Source organism: Shewanella sp. GD04112 (genome assembly GCF_029835735.1).
GTDB lineage: Bacteria > Pseudomonadota > Gammaproteobacteria > Enterobacterales > Shewanellaceae > Shewanella.
This window is the reverse complement of sequence record NZ_JAOEAL010000001.1, coordinates 2,758,657-2,780,656: the sequence shown is the minus strand read 5'-3', so window position 1 is coordinate 2,780,656 and position 22,000 is coordinate 2,758,657. Positions and strand designations below refer to the sequence as shown.

13 protein-coding genes and 1 pseudogene are annotated in these 22,000 nt (G+C 47.7%); 6 read left to right on the top strand and 8 right to left on the bottom strand.

The features are described 5' to 3' along the window. Nucleotides 1–137: 137 nt before the first annotated feature. Nucleotides 138–1,693, top strand: a protein-coding gene (locus tag N7386_RS12310) for an IS3-like element ISSpu6 family transposase (RefSeq protein WP_086937296.1) whose coding sequence is annotated in 2 segments (ribosomal slippage) — nt 138–600 and nt 600–1,693 — 1,557 coding nt in all. Because the reading frame shifts where the segments join, the coding sequence is not laid out codon by codon here. Between the two features lie 41 nt (nt 1,694–1,734). Here N7386_RS12310 and N7386_RS12305 read toward each other — a convergent pair. From N7386_RS12305 to N7386_RS12280, 6 genes and pseudogenes are all read right to left on the bottom strand, one after another. Continuing rightward, nucleotides 1,735–2,844: pseudogene (locus N7386_RS12305) on the bottom strand (IS4-like element IS10A family transposase); the annotation flags it as partial. 520 nt (nt 2,845–3,364) lie between these two features. Beyond that, a complete protein-coding gene (locus N7386_RS12300; protein ID WP_279768740.1) occupies nt 3,365–3,661 on the bottom strand; it encodes a hypothetical protein in 297 nt (98 codons plus the stop codon). Nucleotides 3,662–3,783: 122 nt separating this feature from the next. Then, nucleotides 3,784–4,167 carry a VOC family protein gene (locus N7386_RS12295; RefSeq protein ID WP_279768739.1) on the bottom strand — a complete coding sequence of 128 codons (384 nt, stop codon included), beginning with the start codon at nt 4,165–4,167 and terminating at the stop codon, nt 3,784–3,786. 117 nt (nt 4,168–4,284) lie between these two features. Further along, complete coding sequence (locus N7386_RS12290; RefSeq protein ID WP_279768738.1) at nt 4,285–6,414, bottom strand: alpha-amylase family protein; 2,130 nt, start codon at nt 6,412–6,414, stop codon at nt 4,285–4,287. Nucleotides 6,415–6,501: 87 nt separating this feature from the next. Beyond that, entirely contained in the window at nt 6,502–8,499 is a 1,998-nt protein-coding gene (locus N7386_RS12285; protein ID WP_279768737.1) for a glycoside hydrolase family 13 protein, read from the bottom strand. A 129-nt stretch (nt 8,500–8,628) separates the two neighbouring features. Next, nucleotides 8,629–11,448, bottom strand: coding sequence for a TonB-dependent receptor (locus N7386_RS12280; RefSeq protein WP_011622897.1), 2,820 nt, complete (start codon nt 11,446–11,448; stop codon nt 8,629–8,631). A gap of 498 nt (nt 11,449–11,946) precedes the next feature. On the opposite strand from N7386_RS12280, the gene N7386_RS12275 reads away from it, so the two are divergent. From N7386_RS12275 to N7386_RS12260, 4 genes are all read left to right on the top strand, one after another. Next, nucleotides 11,947–13,569, top strand: coding sequence for an alpha glucosidase (locus tag N7386_RS12275; protein WP_279768734.1), 1,623 nt, complete (start codon nt 11,947–11,949; stop codon nt 13,567–13,569). 126 nt (nt 13,570–13,695) lie between these two features. Further along, entirely contained in the window at nt 13,696–14,967 is a 1,272-nt protein-coding gene (locus tag N7386_RS12270) for a sugar MFS transporter (protein ID WP_086903252.1), read from the top strand. 152 nt (nt 14,968–15,119) lie between these two features. Next, entirely contained in the window at nt 15,120–16,334 is a 1,215-nt protein-coding gene (locus N7386_RS12265; protein ID WP_279768732.1) for an RsmB/NOP family class I SAM-dependent RNA methyltransferase, read from the top strand. A gap of 152 nt (nt 16,335–16,486) precedes the next feature. Beyond that, nucleotides 16,487–18,745: an EAL domain-containing protein gene (locus tag N7386_RS12260; protein WP_279768731.1), complete on the top strand. Its 2,259-nt coding sequence runs from the start codon at nt 16,487–16,489 to the stop codon at nt 18,743–18,745. Nucleotides 18,746–18,823: 78 nt separating this feature from the next. On the opposite strand, the gene N7386_RS12255 is transcribed toward N7386_RS12260, so the two are convergent. Together N7386_RS12255 and asnS are read right to left on the bottom strand one after the other, a co-directional pair. Next, a complete protein-coding gene (locus tag N7386_RS12255; RefSeq protein ID WP_011717239.1) occupies nt 18,824–19,834 on the bottom strand; it encodes a D-alanine--D-alanine ligase in 1,011 nt (336 codons plus the stop codon). A gap of 264 nt (nt 19,835–20,098) precedes the next feature. Beyond that, nucleotides 20,099–21,499 carry an asparagine--tRNA ligase gene (gene asnS / locus N7386_RS12250; RefSeq protein ID WP_220055373.1) on the bottom strand — a complete coding sequence of 467 codons (1,401 nt, stop codon included), beginning with the start codon at nt 21,497–21,499 and terminating at the stop codon, nt 20,099–20,101. Nucleotides 21,500–21,650: 151 nt separating this feature from the next. Between asnS and N7386_RS12245 the strand changes: the two genes are divergently transcribed. Then, nucleotides 21,651–21,986, top strand: coding sequence for a hypothetical protein (locus tag N7386_RS12245; protein WP_088211276.1), 336 nt, complete (start codon nt 21,651–21,653; stop codon nt 21,984–21,986). Nucleotides 21,987–22,000 lie beyond the last annotated feature (14 nt).

The window sequence follows — 22,000 nt, the reverse complement described above, 5'->3', positions numbered from 1 at the left end:
AAAACACCGTAATACCCAGGCCGCCAGCAATTCTTTCTCCGTGATTTGATAATCAGGCCGCCCCCCCTGTGTCAGGATTGTTGTCACCCCTAAATAATCATTATGTTTAAAGACAGGGTGCGGCAAAAGAGAACGATATGGCTCGGTATTCACCAGAACGTAAAGAAGCGATCCTTAAAAAATTATTACCTCCTCACAACTTAACGGTCGCAGAGGTCGCTCGGGAAGAAGGCATCGCGGTGCAAACCTTGTATCATTGGCGAGATATTGCCAGAAAAGAAGGTCGCCCCGTGCCAGGTAAAACATTAACAGCCGATGATTGGTCGGCTGAAGCAAAACTTGCCGTGATTATTGAAACAGCGCCGCTGTCGGAAGCGGAGATAAACCAGTATTGCCGTGAAAAGGGCTTGTTCCGCGAGCAAGTACAGCAGTGGAAACAGGATTGTTTAGCTGGTTTTCAAACCTCAGAAGTACAAACTAAAACCATTAAACAGCAGGCTAAGGCTGACAAAGCCGAAATCAAATCGCTGCAACGGGAATTGCGCTATAAGGAGAAAGCGCTGGCTGAAGCTGCTGCGTTACTGGTGCTCAGAAAAAAGCTCAATGCGCTCTGGGGGGACGACAGCGAGGAGAGCTAACCCCCTTGCCTGAGCGCATAGCATTGATTGCCTTAATCCAAGAGGCCTATACCAATGGTGCTCGCCTTTATAAGGCTTGTGCTGAAACGGGCCTCAGTAAGCGTACCTATCGACGTTGGTATCGAGAAGGTCAAGTGCAAGCTGATTTAAGGCCAACAGCAGCTCGACCAGAGCCAGCAAATAAACTCGAAGAACATGAGCGACAACAGATATTAAGTGTGTGCAATCAAGCGGAGTACGCCAGCTTACCCCCGTCGCAAATTGTGCCAACATTATTAGATAACGGGATTTATATCGCCTCGGAATCCAGCTTCTACAGAGTGTTAAATGCTCATGGTCAACTTAACCATCGTGGCCGCACTCAGGCTGCGGTCAATCGAAGCAAACCGTTGAGTTATCGGGCAGATGGGCCGAATCAAGTGTGGTCATGGGACATCACTTATTTAGCCTCAATCGTCAAAGGCCAGTTCTACTATTTGTACCTGTTTGAAGATATTTACAGTAGAAAAATAGTGGGTTACGAAGTTCATGAGCAAGAAAGTGGGGAATATGCCGCTGCGCTAATCCAACGCTGTCTGTTACGCGAGCAATGCTTTAACACGCCATTAGTGCTGCATTCTGATAATGGGGCGCCGATGAAGTCACTGACCATGAAAGCCAAGCTGGAAGAGCTTGGTATTACGGCATCATTAAGTCGGCCGCGGGTGAGTAATGACAACCCCTTTTCAGAGTCGTTATTTAAAACGTTGAAATACCGCCCACAGTGGCCGGCATCAGGTTTTAGCTGCTTAGCAACAGCAAGAGAATGGGTGGAAAAGTTTGTAACCTGGTACAACGATGAGCATAAACACAGCCAGCTAAATTTTGTCTCACCAGGGCAACGTCATGCACTGCAAGATGGCGCTATTTTAGCGAAGCGCAAGAAAGTGCTTGAGGCGGCGAAGGAAAGAAAACCGATGCGTTGGTCTACAGAGATCAGAAATTGTGAAGCGGTTGGCGCTGTAACACTCAACCCAGATAAGGCACCAGAAGAAGGCGTAATAAATGCAGCTTAATATTTAAACAAAGAGTGACAACTATCTTGAAAAACACCGCGCCTGAGTACCTCCAATCCCAAGCGAATCGTTGAGAGTACCGTTCGATGCCCAATGGTATTGGCCTGAAAATGCTTATCCCAGCCCTGTTGCTGTGCGTGTAAACCAACTAGCCACAACAGGCATTGAACCATCAACGCTATCAGTAGGATGATGTCGAATCGCTCTGGACTGTTGGTACGACTTTGGCGTAAGCCAAAGCCGTATGCCGGGCTTTTGAGGTCACGAAAGGTTTCCTCTATTTGCATACGTTTGGCGTACAGGTTTACCAGCTGCTTTGGGCTCCGAGATTCTGGTGGTAAATTGCTGGCTAACACCCAAGGCTCTTTCGCCGATGTTGAGTACGTTTTTGCCGATGGATGGTGGCAATTAGTCCTCGTTGAACGCTGATTTGTACGCCCCTTAGGTTTGCTACGATAAAGCGTGAGATGGCAATTGATAGGGTTAGTTTTGGTCAAGGTCTTACAACCCAGGCTCTTCGCTTGACCGTTGGCCAAGTCATGTGTACTGCGAACTGCACGCCAATTTTCAGCGCCAATATCTGCAAATTGAACTGTACCGCGAATACGGCTTAGCCAAAACCAACCATGCGCCTCAACCTCTTTGTACCAAGGCACTTTGAACCCCGCGTCAGTCACGATGAGAGGGGTAACATGCAAAGGTAAAATCTTGGCTAAGTCCGCTAAAAAACCGTTGTGGGAGGCCTTAGAGCATTGTTCTGATAGGGGATAGGACTTCTCATACAGGGTAATAGAGCGGCCATTGAAGGCTATTGAGGCGCGCAGAGCCATGATGCGTTTATGCTCTCGGATGTCTGACCAATCGACGAGCACAATCGGCATAGGGTTACCAGAACAGATGAGGCTGGCATGCCATTGGTAGACAGCTAACCGTTCTTGATGCAGATGCGTGTTGCCGAGCAAACGATCAATGCGCTTGATGTTGTGCTTGGTTCGGGCCGTGGTTGGTAAATTTCGACCTAACTCAGTCAAGGTCAGTGTCTTACATTCAATCAGTGCCTTAGAGGCCAGCATCAAGCTGTTTAATCGTTTTAGGTGAAGTTCTGGGCAGTATTGGTGTAAAGAATGTTGTAGGATATTGGCTTCGCGCATCTTGTTGTCCAAGTGTAGTTTTTAGCGAAACCATTTGATCATGCAACAAGATGCGCTTCCACCCTAATTTGATGATTTATTTGTAAATCATCAGGGGATTCTTCAGCGTTAAATAGTGATCTGAATCATCGGAATTAGGCAATAAATTAGGTGATTTTTCATAAGTGAAGTTACTCATGAATTGCTAAGTTAGCAAAAAAACTAAATTGAAATTGTCCTCAAACTGTTTTGTATTTCTTTAAAAACAAAAGATTATGCCGCTGCTAAACAGGTGAGCCATGGTGATTTGCGAGACGACCGTCCGCCCCATGGCCGCTTTTTGGCATCCATGCGATCGCGGCATTCTTGAATCCATTCATATCAGACGGGCGGCCCTACATCCGCGGATGGACTTGTTGCGCGTCGTCGAGCAAATGCATAGCTTACTCTCGGTAGGAGCAGCATGTTTGCCCGTCACTCAAAAATTTTCTCTTTTCTTATCTCAACGTATTCCTAGTTTTTAGATCTTCATTTATTAAAATCATATTTTTACAAAATAGGGGAGTGCGATAAGGGCGATGCCGATGGCGATAAGTAGTGCGAGATTGGTGACAAAATAAGGGTAAATCATCAGGGTGAGGCCGACGGCCAGTGGGATGGGGGCGGCTTGGCGTTTGCCGTAGGTGAAAAAGCCAAGACCAAAGAGGCCAAAGACTAAACTCCATAACAATAATGCTGGATTATCAAACACCTTGAGTTCCTCAATGATTAGCGCTTGGTAAGCGCAGGTCTTTAACTCAGTCATATTGGTCAAACGATGGACTAGTGCTGCGCCCATGAATTGAGTCTACTGCTAAATATCCCTTGGTGTTATTAAGTTTTATTCATCTTATTCGTTGCGTGAATCCACTATTTTAGTGCGCTGTTTTATTTATATTTTTAATACAGTGAGGATTCTGGTTATAGCTCATATAACTCTAGGGGTAAGCCGTCGGGATCGCTAAAGAAGGTAAATTTTTTGCCAGTGTATTCGTCGATGCGGACGGGGTCGACGGCGATATCATGGGCCGTAAGATGCTCGATCGCCGTTTCAATCGATGCGACGCGAAAGGCAAGGTGCCTAAGACCGCAGGCTTCGGGATAGCTTGGGCGTTTGGGAGGATTATCGAAGGAAAACAACTCGATTTGACTCATATCCGGCAGTTGTAAATCGAGTTTGTAAGACTGGCGCGCCTCTCGATAATGCTCTGCAAGCACGCTAAGGCCAAGAATCGTCACATAAAAGTGTTTGGACTTTTGATAGTCACTGCAAATAATCGCTGCATGGTGAATGCCGAGTAACATGGCTTGCCTCTGTACTGTTTAACTGATGTTTACGCTAGTGTGTTTTAAAAAAGCCAGAGTCACAACTAAGTGTGACTCTGGCGCTAACCTAAGATTTTTTCTTACTTCGCTAACGGGCTAATGGACGAGTTCAAATATCGCGGAGGAGAGAGGTGCAAGCTGCAACTGAACTTGTCCTTCACCTCGCTCGACGATTAACTGCGCCGTATGATCTTCCAGTAAATCCTTAAGCGGATAGTTTGTATCGGTTAACTGCCATTGCGCAATCAGAGATTGGGGCAGTTTAAGGGAGAATGACTTGGCTTGGGTTTGACTAAAGTTACTGACAATAATCAGCTTTTGACCTTTGTTAGCGGCGGTATTGGCCTCAAAGCGGACAAAGGCAAAGGTTGAGTCATCATAACCCGTTGCGCTGCCATTGTTTGTCTTATTGTTAGCCTTATTGCTAGCCTTTGCAGCTGATAACGCGCTGCGGTTAGCTGCATCCAGCGAGTCATATTTCCCTAAGAGCGCGGGCGCATTTTTCCCCGTGCTGAGGTTCAATAATTTTTGGTAATAGGTGCGTAGCGCAACTTCTGTGGCAGTTGATTGGCCGCCATCAAACTTACCTTGATTCATCCAGCGCTGATGGGCGGGTACACCCACATAATCAAAAATACTGGTGCGCGAAGCATGGCCAAAGCCTAGGTTTTGCGTCGCCGCTTCTCCCACTTCTTGACCGAAATAAATCAAGGTGGGTGAGGTACTTAAGGTCGCAGACACCACCATTGCAGGCTGGGCGTAGCGGGGATCGACCGCATCTGTTGAGGTGTTACCAGTTAAGGCGCCTAAGAAGGCGGCATTGGCGATGCGTTGCTCGTCGTGATTTTCTAAAAAGTGCAGCATATGCGAGTCGATATCTTGGACTTTGGCCTGATCCGCGGCGATCTGCGCGGTACTTTTTTGCCCTGCCATAATGGCTTTGAGAGTGTCGTAAAGATCGACCTTGTCGTAGAGGTAATCCATTTTGCCGAGCTGAATATAGTCGCGATACAGCGCTGGGTTATAGACCTCTGCTAAGATAAAAGCTTCTGGATGACTATGTTTTATATGGCTATTTAAATAACTCCAAAATTCGACGGGCACCATTTCGGCCATATCGTAACGAAATCCATCGACTCCCATCGCTAACCAATACTGGGCAATTTGATTGAACTTGATCCAAGAGTTAGGTAATTCATGACTATGTTGCTGCCAAAAAGCATAGTGCTGCTCGGCGCCGAGTGTGGCATAGCGTGGCGGCAGTGTAGGGAAATCATGGCTGCCATCGGGGCGGACACCGTAATTGATTTTAACGGTTTCATACCAGTCGTTCATATCCGGCTTGGCAAGGCGTGAGCCGTTGCCCGTCCATTTGGCGGGGATTTCCTTAAATTGACCATCACTTAGGGAATGCGCTTCGCCGCCTAACGGTTTGAGGCTATCAGGCAAATCGGGCACTTGAAAGCCAGAGGATTGCTTTTTATCAGTCACATAGTAAAAGTTATTATGCTTTGCATATTCAAGGGTTTGATTATCGTCTTCACCAAAATCGCGCACGCCCTCGGGCTTAGTGATGGAATGGTAATTACGCGCCACATGGTTGGGCACTATATCGATAATCACCTTTAAGCCTTGCTTGTGGGTGCGCTCGATAAGTGCCTGAAACTCCTGTAAGCGCTTGGCGGGGTAGACTGCTAAATCGGGGTTTACGTTGTAATAATCTTTAACCGCATAGGGCGAACCGGCTCGGCCCTTAACCACATCGGGATCATCGTGACTGACGCCAATCGCACTGTAATCGCCAATTAAGGCGTGGTGGGGCACACCCGTATACCACACATGGGTAACGCCTAAGTCTTTGATACTTTTGATCGCTGCGTCATCAATATCATTAAATTTACCCACACCGTTTTCGCTAATCGTGCCCCAAGGTTTATTGGTGGTGTTTTTATTGCCATAGAGTCGGGTAAAAATTTGATAAACAACGGGCTTAAACTTGTCTGCTTGCTCGCCATTATGATGGGCTGGCAGGATTTCGCCTTCGGCCACATTTGGATTGGCAGCCATGGTTTTAGCCGCCACCGCTTGTAACGCCGTTGCTTGAGTGGTGATTGCTGGTGCGGCCATGGTGCAAAAGGCGCTAATGCTACTGAGGGCCAGTACGCTAAATCCCTGTTGCCAGCGATAAGCGCGACGTTTGCTGCTGTTAGATAATAGAAAATTCAACCTAGATTCCTTTACTGACTTGGCGGCCAAACTATGGTTTGGCCGCGCTGTTAGCTAAGCATGCTTAGCTGTTTGATTGAGTATGGGTTATTGGTGATTAAGCTCAAGCAACATAACGCCAGCATGTGGCAGAGTAACTGATTGATTAAGCATGAACTTATCACCTGTGAAGACTGAGTTTGCCGAAGTATTGCCTGCCAATACCTTACTAAAGCGGCTTAACTCCAGCGTTTGTGCTTGGTCATTCTTGTTGTAAATCACCATCACTTTATCCGCATCGGCTTGGTAGCAGGCATTTCCCGCTGTGGCATGTTTTGCCGCGCAGCGAAATTGAACATAAATGCCGTTTTGCGGCACAAAGTGCAGTAAATCGCCCGTTTGCAGCGCGGCTGAATGTTTGCGGTAATTGAGTAGGGCGCGCACAAACGCAAGCGCTTGCTGCTGTTTTGCGTTTAGTCCTTTACCGCTAAAACCGTTGACCTTGCTATTGGCAAAGCCACCCGGAAAATCGCTACGCACTACACCGTCGTGGCGGCCTTCGGTTGGGCTGGTCATTAATACTTCTGTGCCGTAAAACAGCTGTGGAATGCGTTTGGCCGTTAACACATAGGTGAGGGCCATTTGGTACAGCGGCAGGTTTTCTTTCAGCAGACTATAAATCCGATTGGTGTCGTGGTTGCCTTCAAAGAGGACTAACTGGCTTGGGTTAGCATACACCACATCATTCGCTAACATCTCGTAAAGCTTGATAAAACCAGTATCCCAGCCTTCGGGCTCGTTCAGGCTTTCAACCAGCTTTTCATAGAGTGGAAAGTCCATCAGGCTTGGTAAATCCGAGGTATAGCCATCGGCATTGATTTTGCCTTTTTGCCAATAGGAGACAGTAATGGGGTTGGCGGTCCACTCTTCGCCGACAATATTAAAATGTGGGTATTCGGTCATTAAGGCCTTTGACCATTGGGCTAAAAAGGTTTTATCGGCGTAGGAATAGGTGTCTTCGCGAATGCCCGAAAGCCCTGCGTATTCCACCCACCAAATGCTGTTTTGAATAAGATAAGTCGCAAGCTTTGGGTTGCGCTGATTGAGATCGGGCATCGAATCGACAAACCAACCGTCGACAAAGTCACTTTTATCCTGTGTGTCGACGTAGGGATCTTGCACTGTGGTGCGCCTATGACTGGTAAAGTTCGGGCTGGTAGAACTAGGGCTGGTAGAACTGGCCGCAGGAGCCGTTTGGGCGTCAGTTGTATCGGGCTTTAGTGGATAATTGAGCCAGTCACTGCTTGGTAAATCCTTTAACCACCAATGGTTTGAGCCAATATGGTTAAGCACTACGTCTTTAATCACCCCAAGGCCATGTTGTTTGGCCTCTGTGACTAACTTTTGGTAATCCTGATTGCTGCCAAAACGCGGGTCGACCCGATAGAGATTGGTAATGGCGTAACCATGGTAGGAGTATTGGGCTTGGTTATTTTCAAGCAGTGGGTTGATCCACAGCTGAGTGACACCTAATTTGGCTAAGTAATCTAAGTGCTGGCGTATACCTTCGATATCGCCGCCATGGCGACCATCGGAATTATCAGGCGCCGCATGCTCGAGCATATCGGCCTGATTGTCATTGCTTAGGTTGCCATTGGCGAATCGGTCTGGGGTGATAAGGTAAATAACATCTTTATTGCTAAAACCTTGGCGTTCGCGGCTGCCATCTGCCCGATCAGCTAAAGTGTAGGGCAGTTGGAAGAGCTGCTTGTTGCCAGCGACAATGCGGATATCAATGGTCTGCGATTTGGCTTGGCGCAAGTCTAAATTGATAAACAAATAATGGGGATTATCCGTTTGCTCAACCCCTTCAAACACCACATCTTGGCCAGTAATCTCAACCTTAAGTTGCGTAGCATCCGCGGGCAGTGCATTGCTGTGGAGCATCAGTTGCAACTTAGGATTATGCATGCCCGCCCACCAAGAGAGTGGCTCGAGATGAAAAGATGCTGTACTGCTGACGGGGCTATTGTTGGTCTGTGCCGAAATAGATAAGGGAGAAGAGGCGGTTAACACAAGGGCGAAGAGTAGACTGTGACGTATCATACTATGGGCCTTTTATCGGGTAGGTTTTAAGTGTGACTTTAGAAATAAAGAGCGGCGTATCATCTCACTATTATTATGGGTAAAAAGAAAAGCCTGCTTCACAGTGAAGCAGGCTTTTACGATGACAACTTACAGAGAGTAGGTTAAACCCAGGAAATATTGTCTACCGAAGTATTGAATTGTTCCGGTTTGATGCTCTTCACCAAAGTAAGTTTTATTAGGCTCATCGGTGAGGTTATTAATTTGGAACAGGAACTTAAGGCCGTTGTCCAGCGCATAAGAAGCCTGATAATCCACAATCGTTTCTGCATCAAAGAACGCCAATTGAGATTCAACCGCAACTTGCTCTGACACATAACTACTACGGTATCTCATGCTCACACGGGTATCGAAACCATCTAAGGTGTAGAACAGGGTAGTGTTCAGCACGTTTTCAGACAGACCTGGTAATGGAATGGTCAGGTTAGAACCGCTTAAGTCTGTGGTGAATTCCACTTCACTGTCTGAATAGGAATAGCTACCAGTGAAACCTAAACCATCTAAAGGTGACGGCAGGAAATCAAACACTTGGGTATAGCCTAACTCGATACCACGGATATAACCGCCTTTATCGTTGTTGATGGCTGTTTGATATTGGCCTTCATCTTTAACAACTGGGAACTCAACGCCATTGTCGATAATGGTATCGGGCACGATAAAGCCATTCGCTTCAAAATCAAATGGTTGAATAGTGAAGTTGTTGATGAAAGATTTAATATCTTTATAGAACAAGGCCACAACGACCGCACCCTCAGACTCTTCAAAGTAGTGCTCGTAGGACAAGTCATATTGATCCGCATAGAAAGGATCTAATAACGGACTGGTGTTACCCCACGCATTGTACTTTTTGTATCCTGGCGTAGCAGAATCGTCATACCAAGAACCCATACCTGACTTTAACTTGTCGATTGGTGGGCGTGACATCACAGAGGCCGCTGCAAAACGCAGTTGATCGTTTTCAGTCAGGTGGAAAGTTAAGTTCAGTGACGGTAAGTAGTCGGTATAGGTTTTGCCGACCTTGTTACGGATATAATCCGTGCTTACGACGCCTTGTTCATCGGTAATGGCTTCACCTAAACCATAACCCACCTGTTGCAGACCCGTACTGCTTTGATCTGTGTGTACGACACGTACACCTAAGTTACCTGTGACTTTAACATCGCCGATATCGAAGTCTAAGTTTGCCTGCACGTAACCGGCTAATACATCTTCATTGACCGCGCCGCTTTGGATCATGGTCCAGTTATTTGACCAGTTCGCCGTTGGAGTGAAAGGTGATTGGCCAGTTGCTGCCAGTTGTGCGTTCACCAGTTCAATGGCTTTGTTAAAGTCAATGGCGAGGAAACTTGGGTAACCTGCTAATTCACCACCAAAATCAACCACTTTGGCCATATCGCCGTTCAGAGCTAGGACTGGTTGATTATCAGGGTTTTTACCAAACTCGAAACCGTAACCTGCCTGTGAACGCTGTGCGTTGAATTCACGTTCAGCATAACGCACACCAAAATCAACAGAAGAGACAAAGCTGGTGTCTAAGACATAGTTAAAATCGAGCTTGTAGGCAATCAGATCGTTTTGCTGATTATACGGCCACATACCCACTTCTTTCAGACCTAGGGTCGAGGTATTGGTATAGTCGTTAGCAAAGCTGACATCCGCAGGATTTAAACCATTCAGTTGATAAGTAACAGATTCAGCTGAACGAACTTCATTGCCTAGATCATCGTACAATACGGCGCGAGTACCGCCGTTAACGAATTCACCATCGGCTTTGGAATAGCTGACATCGGCCGCCACTGTCAGTGCGCCACCGTTATTCCATTCAAGGTTCAATGAGCCTGAAGTCAATTCTGAGTATTTTGAGTCGTTATCGTTGATCACGAAAACCGCAAAGTTATCCGTGCCATCAGTAGAGACTGTACCACCCGTCATAGAACCGTTTTCGACAACGGCATCACTGATAGTGCCGTTTTTCAATGACTTGACGCGGAAACCTCGGGCAAAGTTTTCAGAGGTAAATTTAGAGTGGAATAGATCGCCCTTCACACTTAGGCTATCACTCGGTTGCCAATGGATAGCAGCCATATAACCATCACGGGTATCGTCACCGCCTTTTTGTTGCAGTTCAAAACCTTCACTAATCGCTTCGGTTACACCGTCACCGTTAACGTCTTTTTTATCATCATTAAAACGTAACCCAATGAATTGGCTTGCAACATAAGGTTGATACAGGTGGGCATAGCCTACTGCCACCCCTAAGGTGTCTTCGAGGAATTTACCTTGATAAGCGAGACTTAAACGATTGCCGTATTGCTCTGCATCGGAGATTTCATCGGCGCGATCGTTAAAACTGCCACGGGCATTGATATTGAATGATTGATCTTTGTCATTCTTCAGCGGATCGGCGGTTTTTAATTCAACCGTACCGGCCACGCCGCCTTCGATCAGCGAGGCTTTAGGTGTTTTGTAAACCGCTGCCTGACTAATTAATTCGGATGGATATTGGTCAAACTCAATGGCACGTTTACCACCAGTGGTCACCTGTTCGTGGCCATTGAGGGTTGCAAACACGAAATCGCCATCCAGACCACGGATGTTCAAACCACTAGCTTGGCCGCCAGTACGAACAGCGGTGACGCCTGGTAAACGGGTTAACGCATCGGCGATAGATTGGTCGGGCAGGGCGCCGAGGTCGTCGGCAGAGATAGATTCAGATACGGTATCGCCAAAACGTTTTTCATTAAGCGATTTGATCACACTGGTTCTGAAGCCTTTAACTTGGATTACTTCAATTTCGGCATCTTTGGCTTTTAGGTCTTTTTCTTTTACATCATCTGCTGCGTAGGAGTGCATACTGGCGCCAGCAGCAACGAGTGCTAAGGTCAGCAAGCTGGGTTTAAATCGCATCATTTCTATCTTCCCCTTGAAGTCGCTTTTTACCGCTTATGTAGAGCGTTTTATCGTTATTACCGCATTGTTTTTGCGGCCTTTTTTTGGTATCTCGGCGCTTAATTGACTGCATAAGTGCTGCGTTTGTGACCAAATTGTTATGCAACGGTGAAGATACTACTCCCGAGAATCTTGGCGTCACAATATTGTGCATACGTATTCAATAGGTCATTGGCCTGCCAAAACCGGCATTTCGGCCAAAAAAACTCCGATTTTATCTCCGGCTATTTCAACGCAACCTTATGTTAGTAAAGGGTTAATTTTATCTTTATCAGACAAGTCTAATGATAGTCTGTTTTGCATACGTATGCAGGCGTATTGAACCTTATTTCCCTGTTCACGTATGCTCGTTGCCACTAATACAAGCCGTAGCGCCTTTACTCCGCAGTAACATGATTGTAACTGCTCATGTGAGAGTTTTTGGGTTAGCGCGCTGAAGAATAAGGATAAAGGGGCAATATGAGTGAGTTAACTTGGTGGCGTGGAGCCGTGATCTATCAAATCTATCCACGTAGCCTTTTGGATACTAATGGTGATGGCGTTGGCGATCTGCGCGGTATTATCACCAAGTTGGACTATATTGCCAGCCTGAATGTGGATGCCATTTGGATTTCGCCGTTCTTTAAATCGCCCATGGACGATTTTGGTTACGATATCAGTGACTATCGTGAGGTCGATCCCTTATTTGGTTCGATGCAGGATTTCGATGAGCTGATTGAAAAAGCCCATCAACGCGGCATTAAAGTCATTATCGACCAAGTGCTCAGCCATACCTCAGATCAGCATGCTTGGTTTTGTGAGAGCCGCGAGAGCCGCACCAATCGTAAGGCCGATTGGTATGTGTGGGCCGATCCTAAAGAAGATGGAACGGCGCCAAACAACTGGTTAGCGATTTTCGGTGGTTGCGCCTGGGAGTGGGAACCGCGCAGACAACAGTATTATCTGCACAACTTTTTACGCAGTCAGCCCGATATAAACTTCCATAATCCTGAAGTGCGTCAAGCCGTGTTAGATAATGTGGAGTTTTGGTTGAAGAAAGGTGTCGATGGTTTCCGCTTAGATGCCATTACCTTCTGTTATCACGATGAGCAGCTACGGGATAATCCGGCAAAACCTAAGGATAAACGCCAAGGTCGCGGATTCAGTGAAGATAATCCCTATGCCTATCAGTACCATTACTACAATAATGATCGTCCGCAAACGATTCTATTTATTGAAGAATTACGCCAGTTGATCAATCGCTATCCGGGCGCCGTGACTTTAGGCGAAGTCTCCGCTGAGGATTCTCTCGCCGTGATGGCTGCCTATACCAAGGGTGAAGACCGCTTACATATGGCCTACAGTTTTGAGCTGCTGACCGATGACTATAGCGCCGCTTATATTCGCCAAACCGTCGAGGCACTCGAAGCGAGTATTGGTGATGGTTGGCCTTGCTGGGCGATTGGTAACCACGATGTGCAGCGCGTCGCCAGCCGTTGGGGACGGGGCAAGCAAACCCACGACATGGTGAAAATGCTTAATGCCATGCTCAGCTCACTTCGCGGCAGTGTTTGTAGTTACCAAGGGGAAGAGCTCGGCTTAACCGAGGCGCCAATTGAATACCATGAATTGCAGGATCCCTTCGGTAAAACTTTCTGGCCAATGTTTAAGGGCCGTGATGGTTGCCGCACTCCGATGCCGTGGGAACAGCACGCCGATTTTAGCGGCTTTAGCCAAGTAACACCTTGGTTGCCTGTGGCGAATGCACACAGAGCATTGGCGGTCGATGTGCAAGAAGCCGATCCCGCATCAATGCTGCAGGGTTATCGTCAGTTCCTCGCGTGGCGCAAAGGCTATCCTATTTTAATCGAAGGGGAGATTGAGTTCCTCGACGCGCCTGAACCTTTATTGGTATTTGTGCGCACGCTCGGTGAGCAAAAGTTACTGGTGTGCTTCAATCTGTTAGATCAGGAAATTGAATGGTCACTGAAGGAGCTCAACCTACAGCAAGAAATTACCGGTCACGGGTTGAAAACTGCGCAAAGGGTCGCCGACACATTGACATTTTCGGCCTACGCCTGCTTTTATGCGCTGTTGAACTAGTTTTCAACCGGGCATAACACCACTTCGGATAGGCAGCACAAATTCATTGTGACTGCCTGTCGTGGTACGAAAACGCCTAAGGGACATTCCCTTTAGATAATAAAAACATGATTAGAGAGCACAACTATGGCGTCATCTATAAACACCAGCAGCCACACGAGCAGCGTGAGCGAGGCGGGAAACGGTAATTATCGTTTTGCGTTAGTCTCATTGACCTCACTGTTTTTTATGTGGGGCTTTATTACTTGTCTGAACGATATTCTGATCCCCCATCTTAAGGCGGTGTTTTCACTCAATTACACCCAAGCGATGTTGATCCAGTTCTGCTTCTTTGGCGCTTATTTTCTGGTGTCGATCCCGGCGGGGCAGTTAGTGAAACGACTCGGTTATCAAAAAGGCATAGTCACAGGGTTAGTGATTGCGAGTATCGGCTGTGGTTTGTTCTATCCCGCCGCGTCCTTTGCGACCTACGGATTGTTCCTCGGTGCGCTGTTTGTTCTGGCCTCAGGGATCACGATTTTACAAGTGGCGGCTAACCCCTATGTTAACGCGCTAGGCAGCAGCCAGACGGCATCGAGCCGCTTAAACCTGACGCAAGCCTTTAACGCACTAGGGACTACAGTTGCGCCATTTTTTGGCTCGATTTTGATTTTGTCCGTTGCAGCCACGGCATCCTCTGAATTAGCGCAAGCCAATGCCGAGGCGGAAGTGGTTAAGTTGCCTTATTTGTTGTTAGCGACCGCGCTAGCCGTACTGGCGGTGATTTTCGCTAAGCTCGATTTGCCAGTGATCCGTGAACACAGCGAAGCCGCTGCGGGCGAAGTACAAACTCATTTAGGCAAGACTAGCGCACTGCAAAGCACCCATTTGGTGTTAGGTGCGGTGGGGATTTTTGTTTATGTGGGCGCAGAAGTGTCGATTGGTAGCTTCTTAGTTAACTTCCTCGGCGAATCACACATCGTCGGCATGCCAGAAGAGCAAGCGGCCCATTACATCGCCTATTACTGGGGCGGCGCTATGGTCGGGCGCTTTATCGGTTCGGCGGTAATGCAAAAAATCCCTGCTGGCACAGTGCTGGCTTTCAATGCCTTGATGGCGGCATTGTTGGTGCTGGTAGCGATCACCAGCAGCGGCACGCTGGCGATGTGGGCGATTTTGGGTGTGGGATTATTTAACTCCATTATGTTCCCCACAATTTTCAGCTTAGCGCTGCGTGACCTCGGTCCGCACACGTCGCAGGGTAGCGGTATTCTCTGTTTAGCCATTGTGGGTGGTGCTATTGTGCCATTGTTACAAGGCGTATTAGCCGATAACTTAGGCATTCAATTGGCCTTTATTCTGCCAGTGGTGTGCTATGGTTTTATCCTGTTCTATGGAGCGAAAGGCTCTAAGATGTAAAGGCATTGGCCGATTCGATAAAAGCGATCCCCATGGATCGCTTTTTTATTGGACTTTTTTGCCTCTAAAAGGCAACTGGGCATCTGTTTACTTGCGTATTAGTGCCTGACCTCCTATGATCCCCCGGTTTTATTACTCACGGTGACCTGTAAATGTTGAATTCTCCGCTTTCTGCCAGCTCGAATGAATTAGTGATCAGTATCTTAGCTATGGTACTGAGCGAAGGAAAACCCTTAGACCGGGCCTATTCTCAGCATTTTTCGGGGTTAAAGTTAGTACCCGCCGAACAGGCGCGTATTGCCACTGTGACGGGCGATATTCTGCGTCGGTTAAATCTGTATTGTTTCTTAGCCGAAATTAAGCCGGAAGAAATGGAGCGCTTAGGCTCCAAGCTGCTTAATGTGTGGCATTTATTCCACAAGCTAGAACTGCCTAAGATGCAGTATTCCTTGCCAGTCGATGCCGAGCGTTTAGCCGAGCGTATCGAGCAGGCGCAGCGCCAACCCGTACTTTGGGACGGTTGCCCAGAATGGTTAGATGCTATGGGTCAAGCCCAACTTGGTGCATCTTGGGAGAAGGAGCGCGCCGCCTTAAGCACTCCGCCTAAACGTTTCCTGCGGGTCAATGGTCTTAAAGTGAGTCGTGATGAGCTAGCGCAAAAACTGGCAGCCGAGTTTGTCACCACCCAAGCGGTGGAGGGCGTTGATTCAGCCCTTGAAGTGACCTCTGATTCCGCGCTGTTTCGCACTAACAGCTTTAAAGACGGTCTATTTGAGCAGCAAGATGCGGGCTCACAACGTGTGGCCGCCGCGCTCGATGCCAAACCGGGAATGCGAGTGATCGATGCCTGTGCGGGAGCGGGTGGCAAGACCCTACATATCGCCGCGCAGATGCAGGGCAAAGGCCGTTTATTGGCGATGGATGTGGAGCAATGGAAACTCGACAACCTCAAGGAACGCGCCCGCCGTAATGGTGCCCACAATATCGAAACCCGATTAATTGTTGGCTCAAAAACCATTAAACGCTTAAAACTCAGCGCCGATCGTGTACTGCTCGATGTGCCTTGCTCTGGCCTAGGGGTTTTAAAGCGCAATCCCGATGCCAAATGGCGTGATACCGCCGAACGTTTGCCGGTACTGATGGAGCTGCAAAAGCATATCTTAAGCAGTTATAGCCGCATGGTGAAGGTTGGTGGCATTGTGGTATACGCGACCTGCTCAATTTTCCCCTGTGAAAACCGCGGCCAAGTTGATGCTTTCTTAGCGGAAAACCCCAATTTCCGTTTACTCGAAGATGAAACCATCAGTCCCGCCGAGACGGGTTTCGATGGCTTTTATTTAGCAAAACTTGAGCGAATTCAAGAATAAACCCGCATTTTATCTCGCCACTAAAGCACGTTTTCATCCATCATTGAAAAGTTGCTTTAGTGCGCCTAAATACCTAAAATTCACCCCTGATTTACAAAGATTGTTCATCTTAGTAAGGTCGTTAACTTAAGCGCTAATTGACTAAGGGATGTATGGACGAAGGAATTGCGGTTACGGGCAGTATCGGCGAGATTAATGCTCATTTTAATCAAAGCGTTAGCTTAGAATGCTATAATGGCATCTTGTCTATGCTGCTCAATAGCGCGCCATTAGCAGAAATCCTCCATGCTTTAGTGTTAAAAATTGAAGATCAGCGTTTAGGCACGCATGCCTCCGTATTGCTACTCAGCGAAGACGGCAAAAAGCTGCTCACGGGCGCAGCGCCCCATTTACCCGATAGTTATAACCAAGCCATTCATGGGGTCGAAATTGGTCCTGGGGTTGGCTCCTGCGGTACCGCGGCATTTACTGGTCAGCGGGTGATTGTCGATGACATTGAACACCATCCCTATTGGGCACTCTATAAAGAGTTTGCATTAACCCACGGGCTGAGGGCTTGTTGGTCTGAACCCATCAAAGATACTCAAGGCAAGGTTCTAGGTAGTTTTGCCATGTATTATGAGGAGGTTAAATCGCCGACTGCCGCGGATTTAACCTTGATTGCCGAGGCGGCGAGACTGGCGAGTTTAGCGGTAGAGCGCAGTCGGTCACTCGAGTTTCAGCGCCTTGCGGTGAAAATATTTGATCGCCTACCTCTGTCGTTAGTCATCACCAATGCCAGCCATTCCGTGCTCTATGCTAACGATGCGTTTACCCAGATGGTTTATCCTGAAACCACTGATATTCATGATTTTTGCCCCGAACACTTTTTCTCTCCCTCTGAGCCCCACGAAATCGATTCGCTGTTTCAACATCTGTCTGAGGGCAAAATGTGGCAGGGTGAGTTGATTGGCCTGCGCAATAACGGTGAAACCTTTTACCTCGATTTAACCGTGACCGTGTTTCGTGAGCCCCATAGCAACGAGAATGGTTTTGCTTGGCTATTTTCTGATATCAGTGAGCGTAAAAAGGCGGCTCAGTTAATTAAGTATCAAGCCAACAATGATTCCCTCACTGGGCTGGCAAACCGTAATGCCTTGTTTAGACAAATCCAAGAGCTGATCTCCGCCGACAGCTTAACCCCAGGTTTTAGCTTTATGCTGATGGATTTGGACAACTTTAAACAAGTGAACGATACCTACGGCCACGACAAAGGGGATGCGCTGCTGGTGCAGGTCGTGGAGCAGATTAAGACCTGTTTAAATGAGCATGCGGTATTTTCACGCCTAGGGGGCGATGAGTTTGCGCTGCTGCTGCCGGGCCTTGTGACACAAAGAGAATTGTCACAACTGGCGGAGAAAATTAACCAGCAGGTTTATCGCCGTTATGAGCTGTCCCAAGATAAAGGGGTGTATAGCTCTGTGAGTATTGGGATTGCGCGCTTTCCCGAGGATGCGCTGGATTTGGAACAGCTCTTAAACTGCGCCGATCAGGCCATGTATATCTCCAAGGCCAATGGCCGTAACCGCTACCATTTTTTCACCGAGCAAATGCAGCAGAATGCCGAGCGTATTGCGAATTTACATACACTGTTGAAACAAGCCTTAGAGCAAGAAGCCTTCGAGTTGTATTTTCAGCCGATTGTGGATGCGACAACTGGGCTGGTTTTGCGGGCCGAAGTGCTACTGCGTTGGCAGCACGAGGGGCAGTTTATTTCCCCCGATGAATTTATTCCTATCGCCGAGAACAGCGGTTTAATCGTTAATATTGGTCGCTATGTACGTAAAGCTGTGATGCAAACCATTATCGACATGCAAGCACTGGGGTGGCCAATCAATTTAGCGGTTAACGTGTCGACCTTTGAGTTTTGGTCCCACGAGTTGCAGGATGCGTTTTGCGACTCCTTCGCCGATATTATCGAAGAGCTGGGGTTAATTGAGTTTCCCTACGAGCTTATCACCTTAGAAATCACTGAATCGCTGTTGATGAAACAGCATGTGCATTTAATCCAAGTGCTGAACGAGTTACGCGGACGAGGCATTAAAATCTCCCTCGATGACTTTGGTACCGGTTATTCTTCCTTATCCTATTTGGCGAATTTTCCTATCGATCAAATCAAAATCGATAAGAGTTTTATCGATAGGTTAGATGAAGGGGAGCGCCATCTCGCATTGATAGAGGCGATTGTGCGCTTAAGTCATGCGCTGAATTTGAGTGTGACGGCAGAAGGGGTCGAAACCCAGGCGCAGCTTAAGGTGATGATGGAAAACCATATTCAAGAAATTCAAGGCTATATCTTTTATAAGCCCATGCCCAAGGCGGCATTTTTTGAGTTACTTGCCGAGCAGGCTGCGGCTCATCACCATTCATAATGAGTTCAAACCAACCTCAAAAAAGAAGCGCGCTATATAGGCGCGCTTTTCAGTTTATTTAGCCTATCACTCGGTCTATCACTTAGCCGCTAACTGGCCGTTAATCACCAAACTTAAGTATTCGGTAAAATCATGACCATGGTTTTGCAACATCTTAGGGAACATTGAAATCGGCGTCGAACCCGGGAAGGTATTGATTTCGTTGAGTAGAATTTCATTATCTTGGGTTAAGAAAAAGTCGATGCGTGACAGATGGCGCAGCTTCATGCCCTTAAAGGCTTTAATCGCATAGGCGCGGATCTGCTCACTAATGTCAGTTGGCACATTTTGCGCGACCACATCGGTGCGTGCCTTACTGCTCTTGGCGTATTTCTCATCGAAGGTGTAGAAGGTATTGCTATCACAGATGATTTCGCCCGGCAGGGTCGCAACCACTTCGCCTTGATACTCATAGACCGCGACTTCCAGCTCACGGGCCTTAATGGTTTTCTCGACGATCACATAGGGCGCGTAGCCAAAGGCATCTTTTAACACGTCAGCCACTTTGCTGCTGTCATCGACTTTATAGCAACCGACCGATGAGCCTTGGGATGCGGCTTTAACGAAAATCGACCCCCAGTTTTCGAGCGCTGCTTGGGTTTGGGCAATCGCGTCATCATCGTATTGATTTAAGAAGATATAAGGTGTGTTAGGAATGCCTAAGGCGCTGAACCACATCTTAGCGGTGATCTTGTTAAAGCAGTTGCTGCTGGCTTCGGATTCGCAACCAAAGTAGGGCAGTTGGATAAGATTAAAGTAAGACTGAATGTCGCCCGTTTCCCCCGGATAGCCGTGAATACAAGGAATGACATAATCCACAGGCCATGCGGGCTTGGTCTCATCACGGAAGCGAATTTCGCGGTTATTGGTCAGTTCACAGTCATCGCCTGCGGCGGTTTGGTATTGGCCAAATTTATCCAGTACCACGCGCAGTACATTAAACTGCTCGGATTTTGCTAATGAGGTTTCAAAATAATTAGCCGACAGTAGGGAAATATCGTGTTCCGCACTTCCACCGCCGCACAGCAAAAGTAAATTGATTTTTGACATTATGATTCCTCGATTGAGCAAAATGCTGTTGAGTTGCCTTTTGCAACTCGCTTACTAACGACAACTTCGTCACTTCCTGCAACAAGGGCTGTTATCTGCGCTAAGCACATAAGTTAGCCGCAGCCATCTTAGATTTCTTGCCCCCTAAAGTGCAAGGACTCAGGCGAAGGAGTTTGACCGAGTGATGAATTTTAACGCATTTTTACAGGGCAATAAAAAACGCGCCGAGGCGCGTTTTAAAGGATGTGTCTGTTAACGGACAAATTAGAAGTTCGCAGTGCGTGGCGCGCGTGGGAATGGGATCACGTCACGGATGTTCGATACGCCCGTTACGTAAGACACCAAACGCTCGAAGCCCAGACCGAAACCTGAGTGTGGCACTGTGCCGTAACGGCGCAGATCGCGATACCACCAGTAATCTTCTTTATTCAGATCCATTTCTTCTAAACGCATATCCAGCACGTCTAAACGCTCTTCACGTTGTGAACCACCGATGATTTCACCTATGCCTGGGGCTAACACGTCCATCGCGGCAACGGTTTTACCGTCTTCGTTAAGGCGCATGTAGAAGGCTTTGATATCTTTTGGATAGTTCTTCACAACCACAGGGGCTTTGAAGTGCTCTTCGGCCAGATAACGCTCGTGCTCAGAGGATAAGTCGATACCCCAAGACACTGGGAATTCGAACTCACGACCACATTTTTGCAGAATGTCTACTGCATCTGTGTAATCTACCTGGGCGAAATCACTCGATACGAAAGATTGCAGACGCTCAATCACGGTTTTATCCACGTGCTGGGCGAAGAATTCCAGATCGTCCATACGCTCGGCTAACACGGCGTTGAAGGCGTATTTCAGCATGCCTTCGGCAAGGCTGGCGATATCGCTTAAGGTGGCGAAGGCGACTTCGGGCTCAACCATCCAGAATTCCGCTAAGTGGCGGCTGGTGTTTGAGTTTTCAGCACGGAAAGTCGGGCCAAAGGTGTAGATTTTTGACAGGGCGCAGGCGTAGGTTTCGCCGTTCAGCTGGCCTGATACGGTTAAGAACGCCTCTTTACCGAAGAAGTCTTTGTCATAGTCCACTTTGCCATCGTCGGTGCGTGGCAGGTTTTCCATATCCAGTGTGGATACACGGAACATTTCACCCGCGCCTTCACAGTCTGATGCGGTGATCAGCGGTGTAGACACCCACACGAAACCGTTTTCGTGGTAGAAACGGTGAATCGCTTGAGACAAACAGTTACGTACGCGGGCAACGGCACCAATGATGTTGGTACGTGGGCGTAAGTGCGCCAATTCGCGTAAATGCTCGATAGAGTGACGCTTAGCCGCCATTGGGTAAGTGTCTGGATCTTCAACCCAGCCAGTTACTTCAACGTGAGTAACTTGCAGCTCATAGGCTTGGCCAGCGCCAGGAGATTCAACAATCTCACCGGTTACGATCACAGAGCAGCCAGCTGTCAGCTTTAACACTTCGTTGTCGTAATTTTCTAAGCTATTTGGCACAACACCTTGAATAGGATTAAAGCAGGAGCCGTCATAGACAGCTAAAAAAGAGATGCCAGCTTTAGAGTCACGACGGGTTCTGACCCAGCCACGGACTGTGACTGTCGAACCAACTGCGTGCTCACCTTTAAATACAGAAGCGACCGATGCAATGCTCATTGTTGCTTAGTTCTCCAACGAAACGTTTTATATGAAAATTTTTGGAGGTTTATATTACCTTGCTGGTGGCTTTTCTCAAGCTGAAAAAGGTATCCTGAGGTTAATATTACTAATATTGAGTGATAGGGTGCCTTAAAACTTGGGAGGCGGTATGCGGAAAGTCAAAATATTTCAGATGATCCTCGCCACATTATCCATTCTGGGCTGGACCTTGGCGGTGTACGCGCTAATGGTGTTTGGCGAGGCTCGTCCCGAACGAGAGGTTGGATCCTACTTGAGTCGCGGTGAAACCTTCAGACACTATTGGGACCCAAGCGAAACCGAATTACTGCAATACATCATCTGGGGCTGCGGTGCGATAAGCCTGATAAGTCTGGCGTTTAATTACTATGTCGCTCACCACAGCAAACTCGGTTATTGGTTTAATATTCCCTTGCTGCTGCTAACCTCGCTGGCGGCGGGTCTATACGTGCATTTTGTGATTTGAATTATCCAAAAGGG

Excerpts from the sequence above, each read along its gene's own strand:
- N7386_RS12300 (WP_279768740.1), bottom strand. The coding sequence starts at position 3,661 with ATGGGCGCAGCACTAGTCCATCGTTTGACCAATATGACTGAGTTAAAG.
- N7386_RS12295 (WP_279768739.1), bottom strand. The coding sequence starts at position 4,167 with ATGTTACTCGGCATTCACCATGCAGCGATTATTTGCAGTGACTATCAA.
- N7386_RS12285 (WP_279768737.1), bottom strand. The coding sequence starts at position 8,499 with ATGATACGTCACAGTCTACTCTTCGCCCTTGTGTTAACCGCCTCTTCT.
- N7386_RS12280 (WP_011622897.1), bottom strand. The coding sequence starts at position 11,448 with ATGATGCGATTTAAACCCAGCTTGCTGACCTTAGCACTCGTTGCTGCT.
- N7386_RS12275 (WP_279768734.1), top strand. The coding sequence starts at position 11,947 with ATGAGTGAGTTAACTTGGTGGCGTGGAGCCGTGATCTATCAAATCTAT.
- N7386_RS12270 (WP_086903252.1), top strand. The coding sequence starts at position 13,696 with ATGGCGTCATCTATAAACACCAGCAGCCACACGAGCAGCGTGAGCGAG.
- N7386_RS12265 (WP_279768732.1), top strand. The coding sequence starts at position 15,120 with ATGTTGAATTCTCCGCTTTCTGCCAGCTCGAATGAATTAGTGATCAGT.
- N7386_RS12260 (WP_279768731.1), top strand. The coding sequence starts at position 16,487 with ATGGACGAAGGAATTGCGGTTACGGGCAGTATCGGCGAGATTAATGCT.
- N7386_RS12255 (WP_011717239.1), bottom strand. The coding sequence starts at position 19,834 with ATGTCAAAAATCAATTTACTTTTGCTGTGCGGCGGTGGAAGTGCGGAA.
- asnS (WP_220055373.1), bottom strand. The coding sequence starts at position 21,499 with ATGAGCATTGCATCGGTCGCTTCTGTATTTAAAGGTGAGCACGCAGTT.
- N7386_RS12245 (WP_088211276.1), top strand. The coding sequence starts at position 21,651 with ATGCGGAAAGTCAAAATATTTCAGATGATCCTCGCCACATTATCCATT.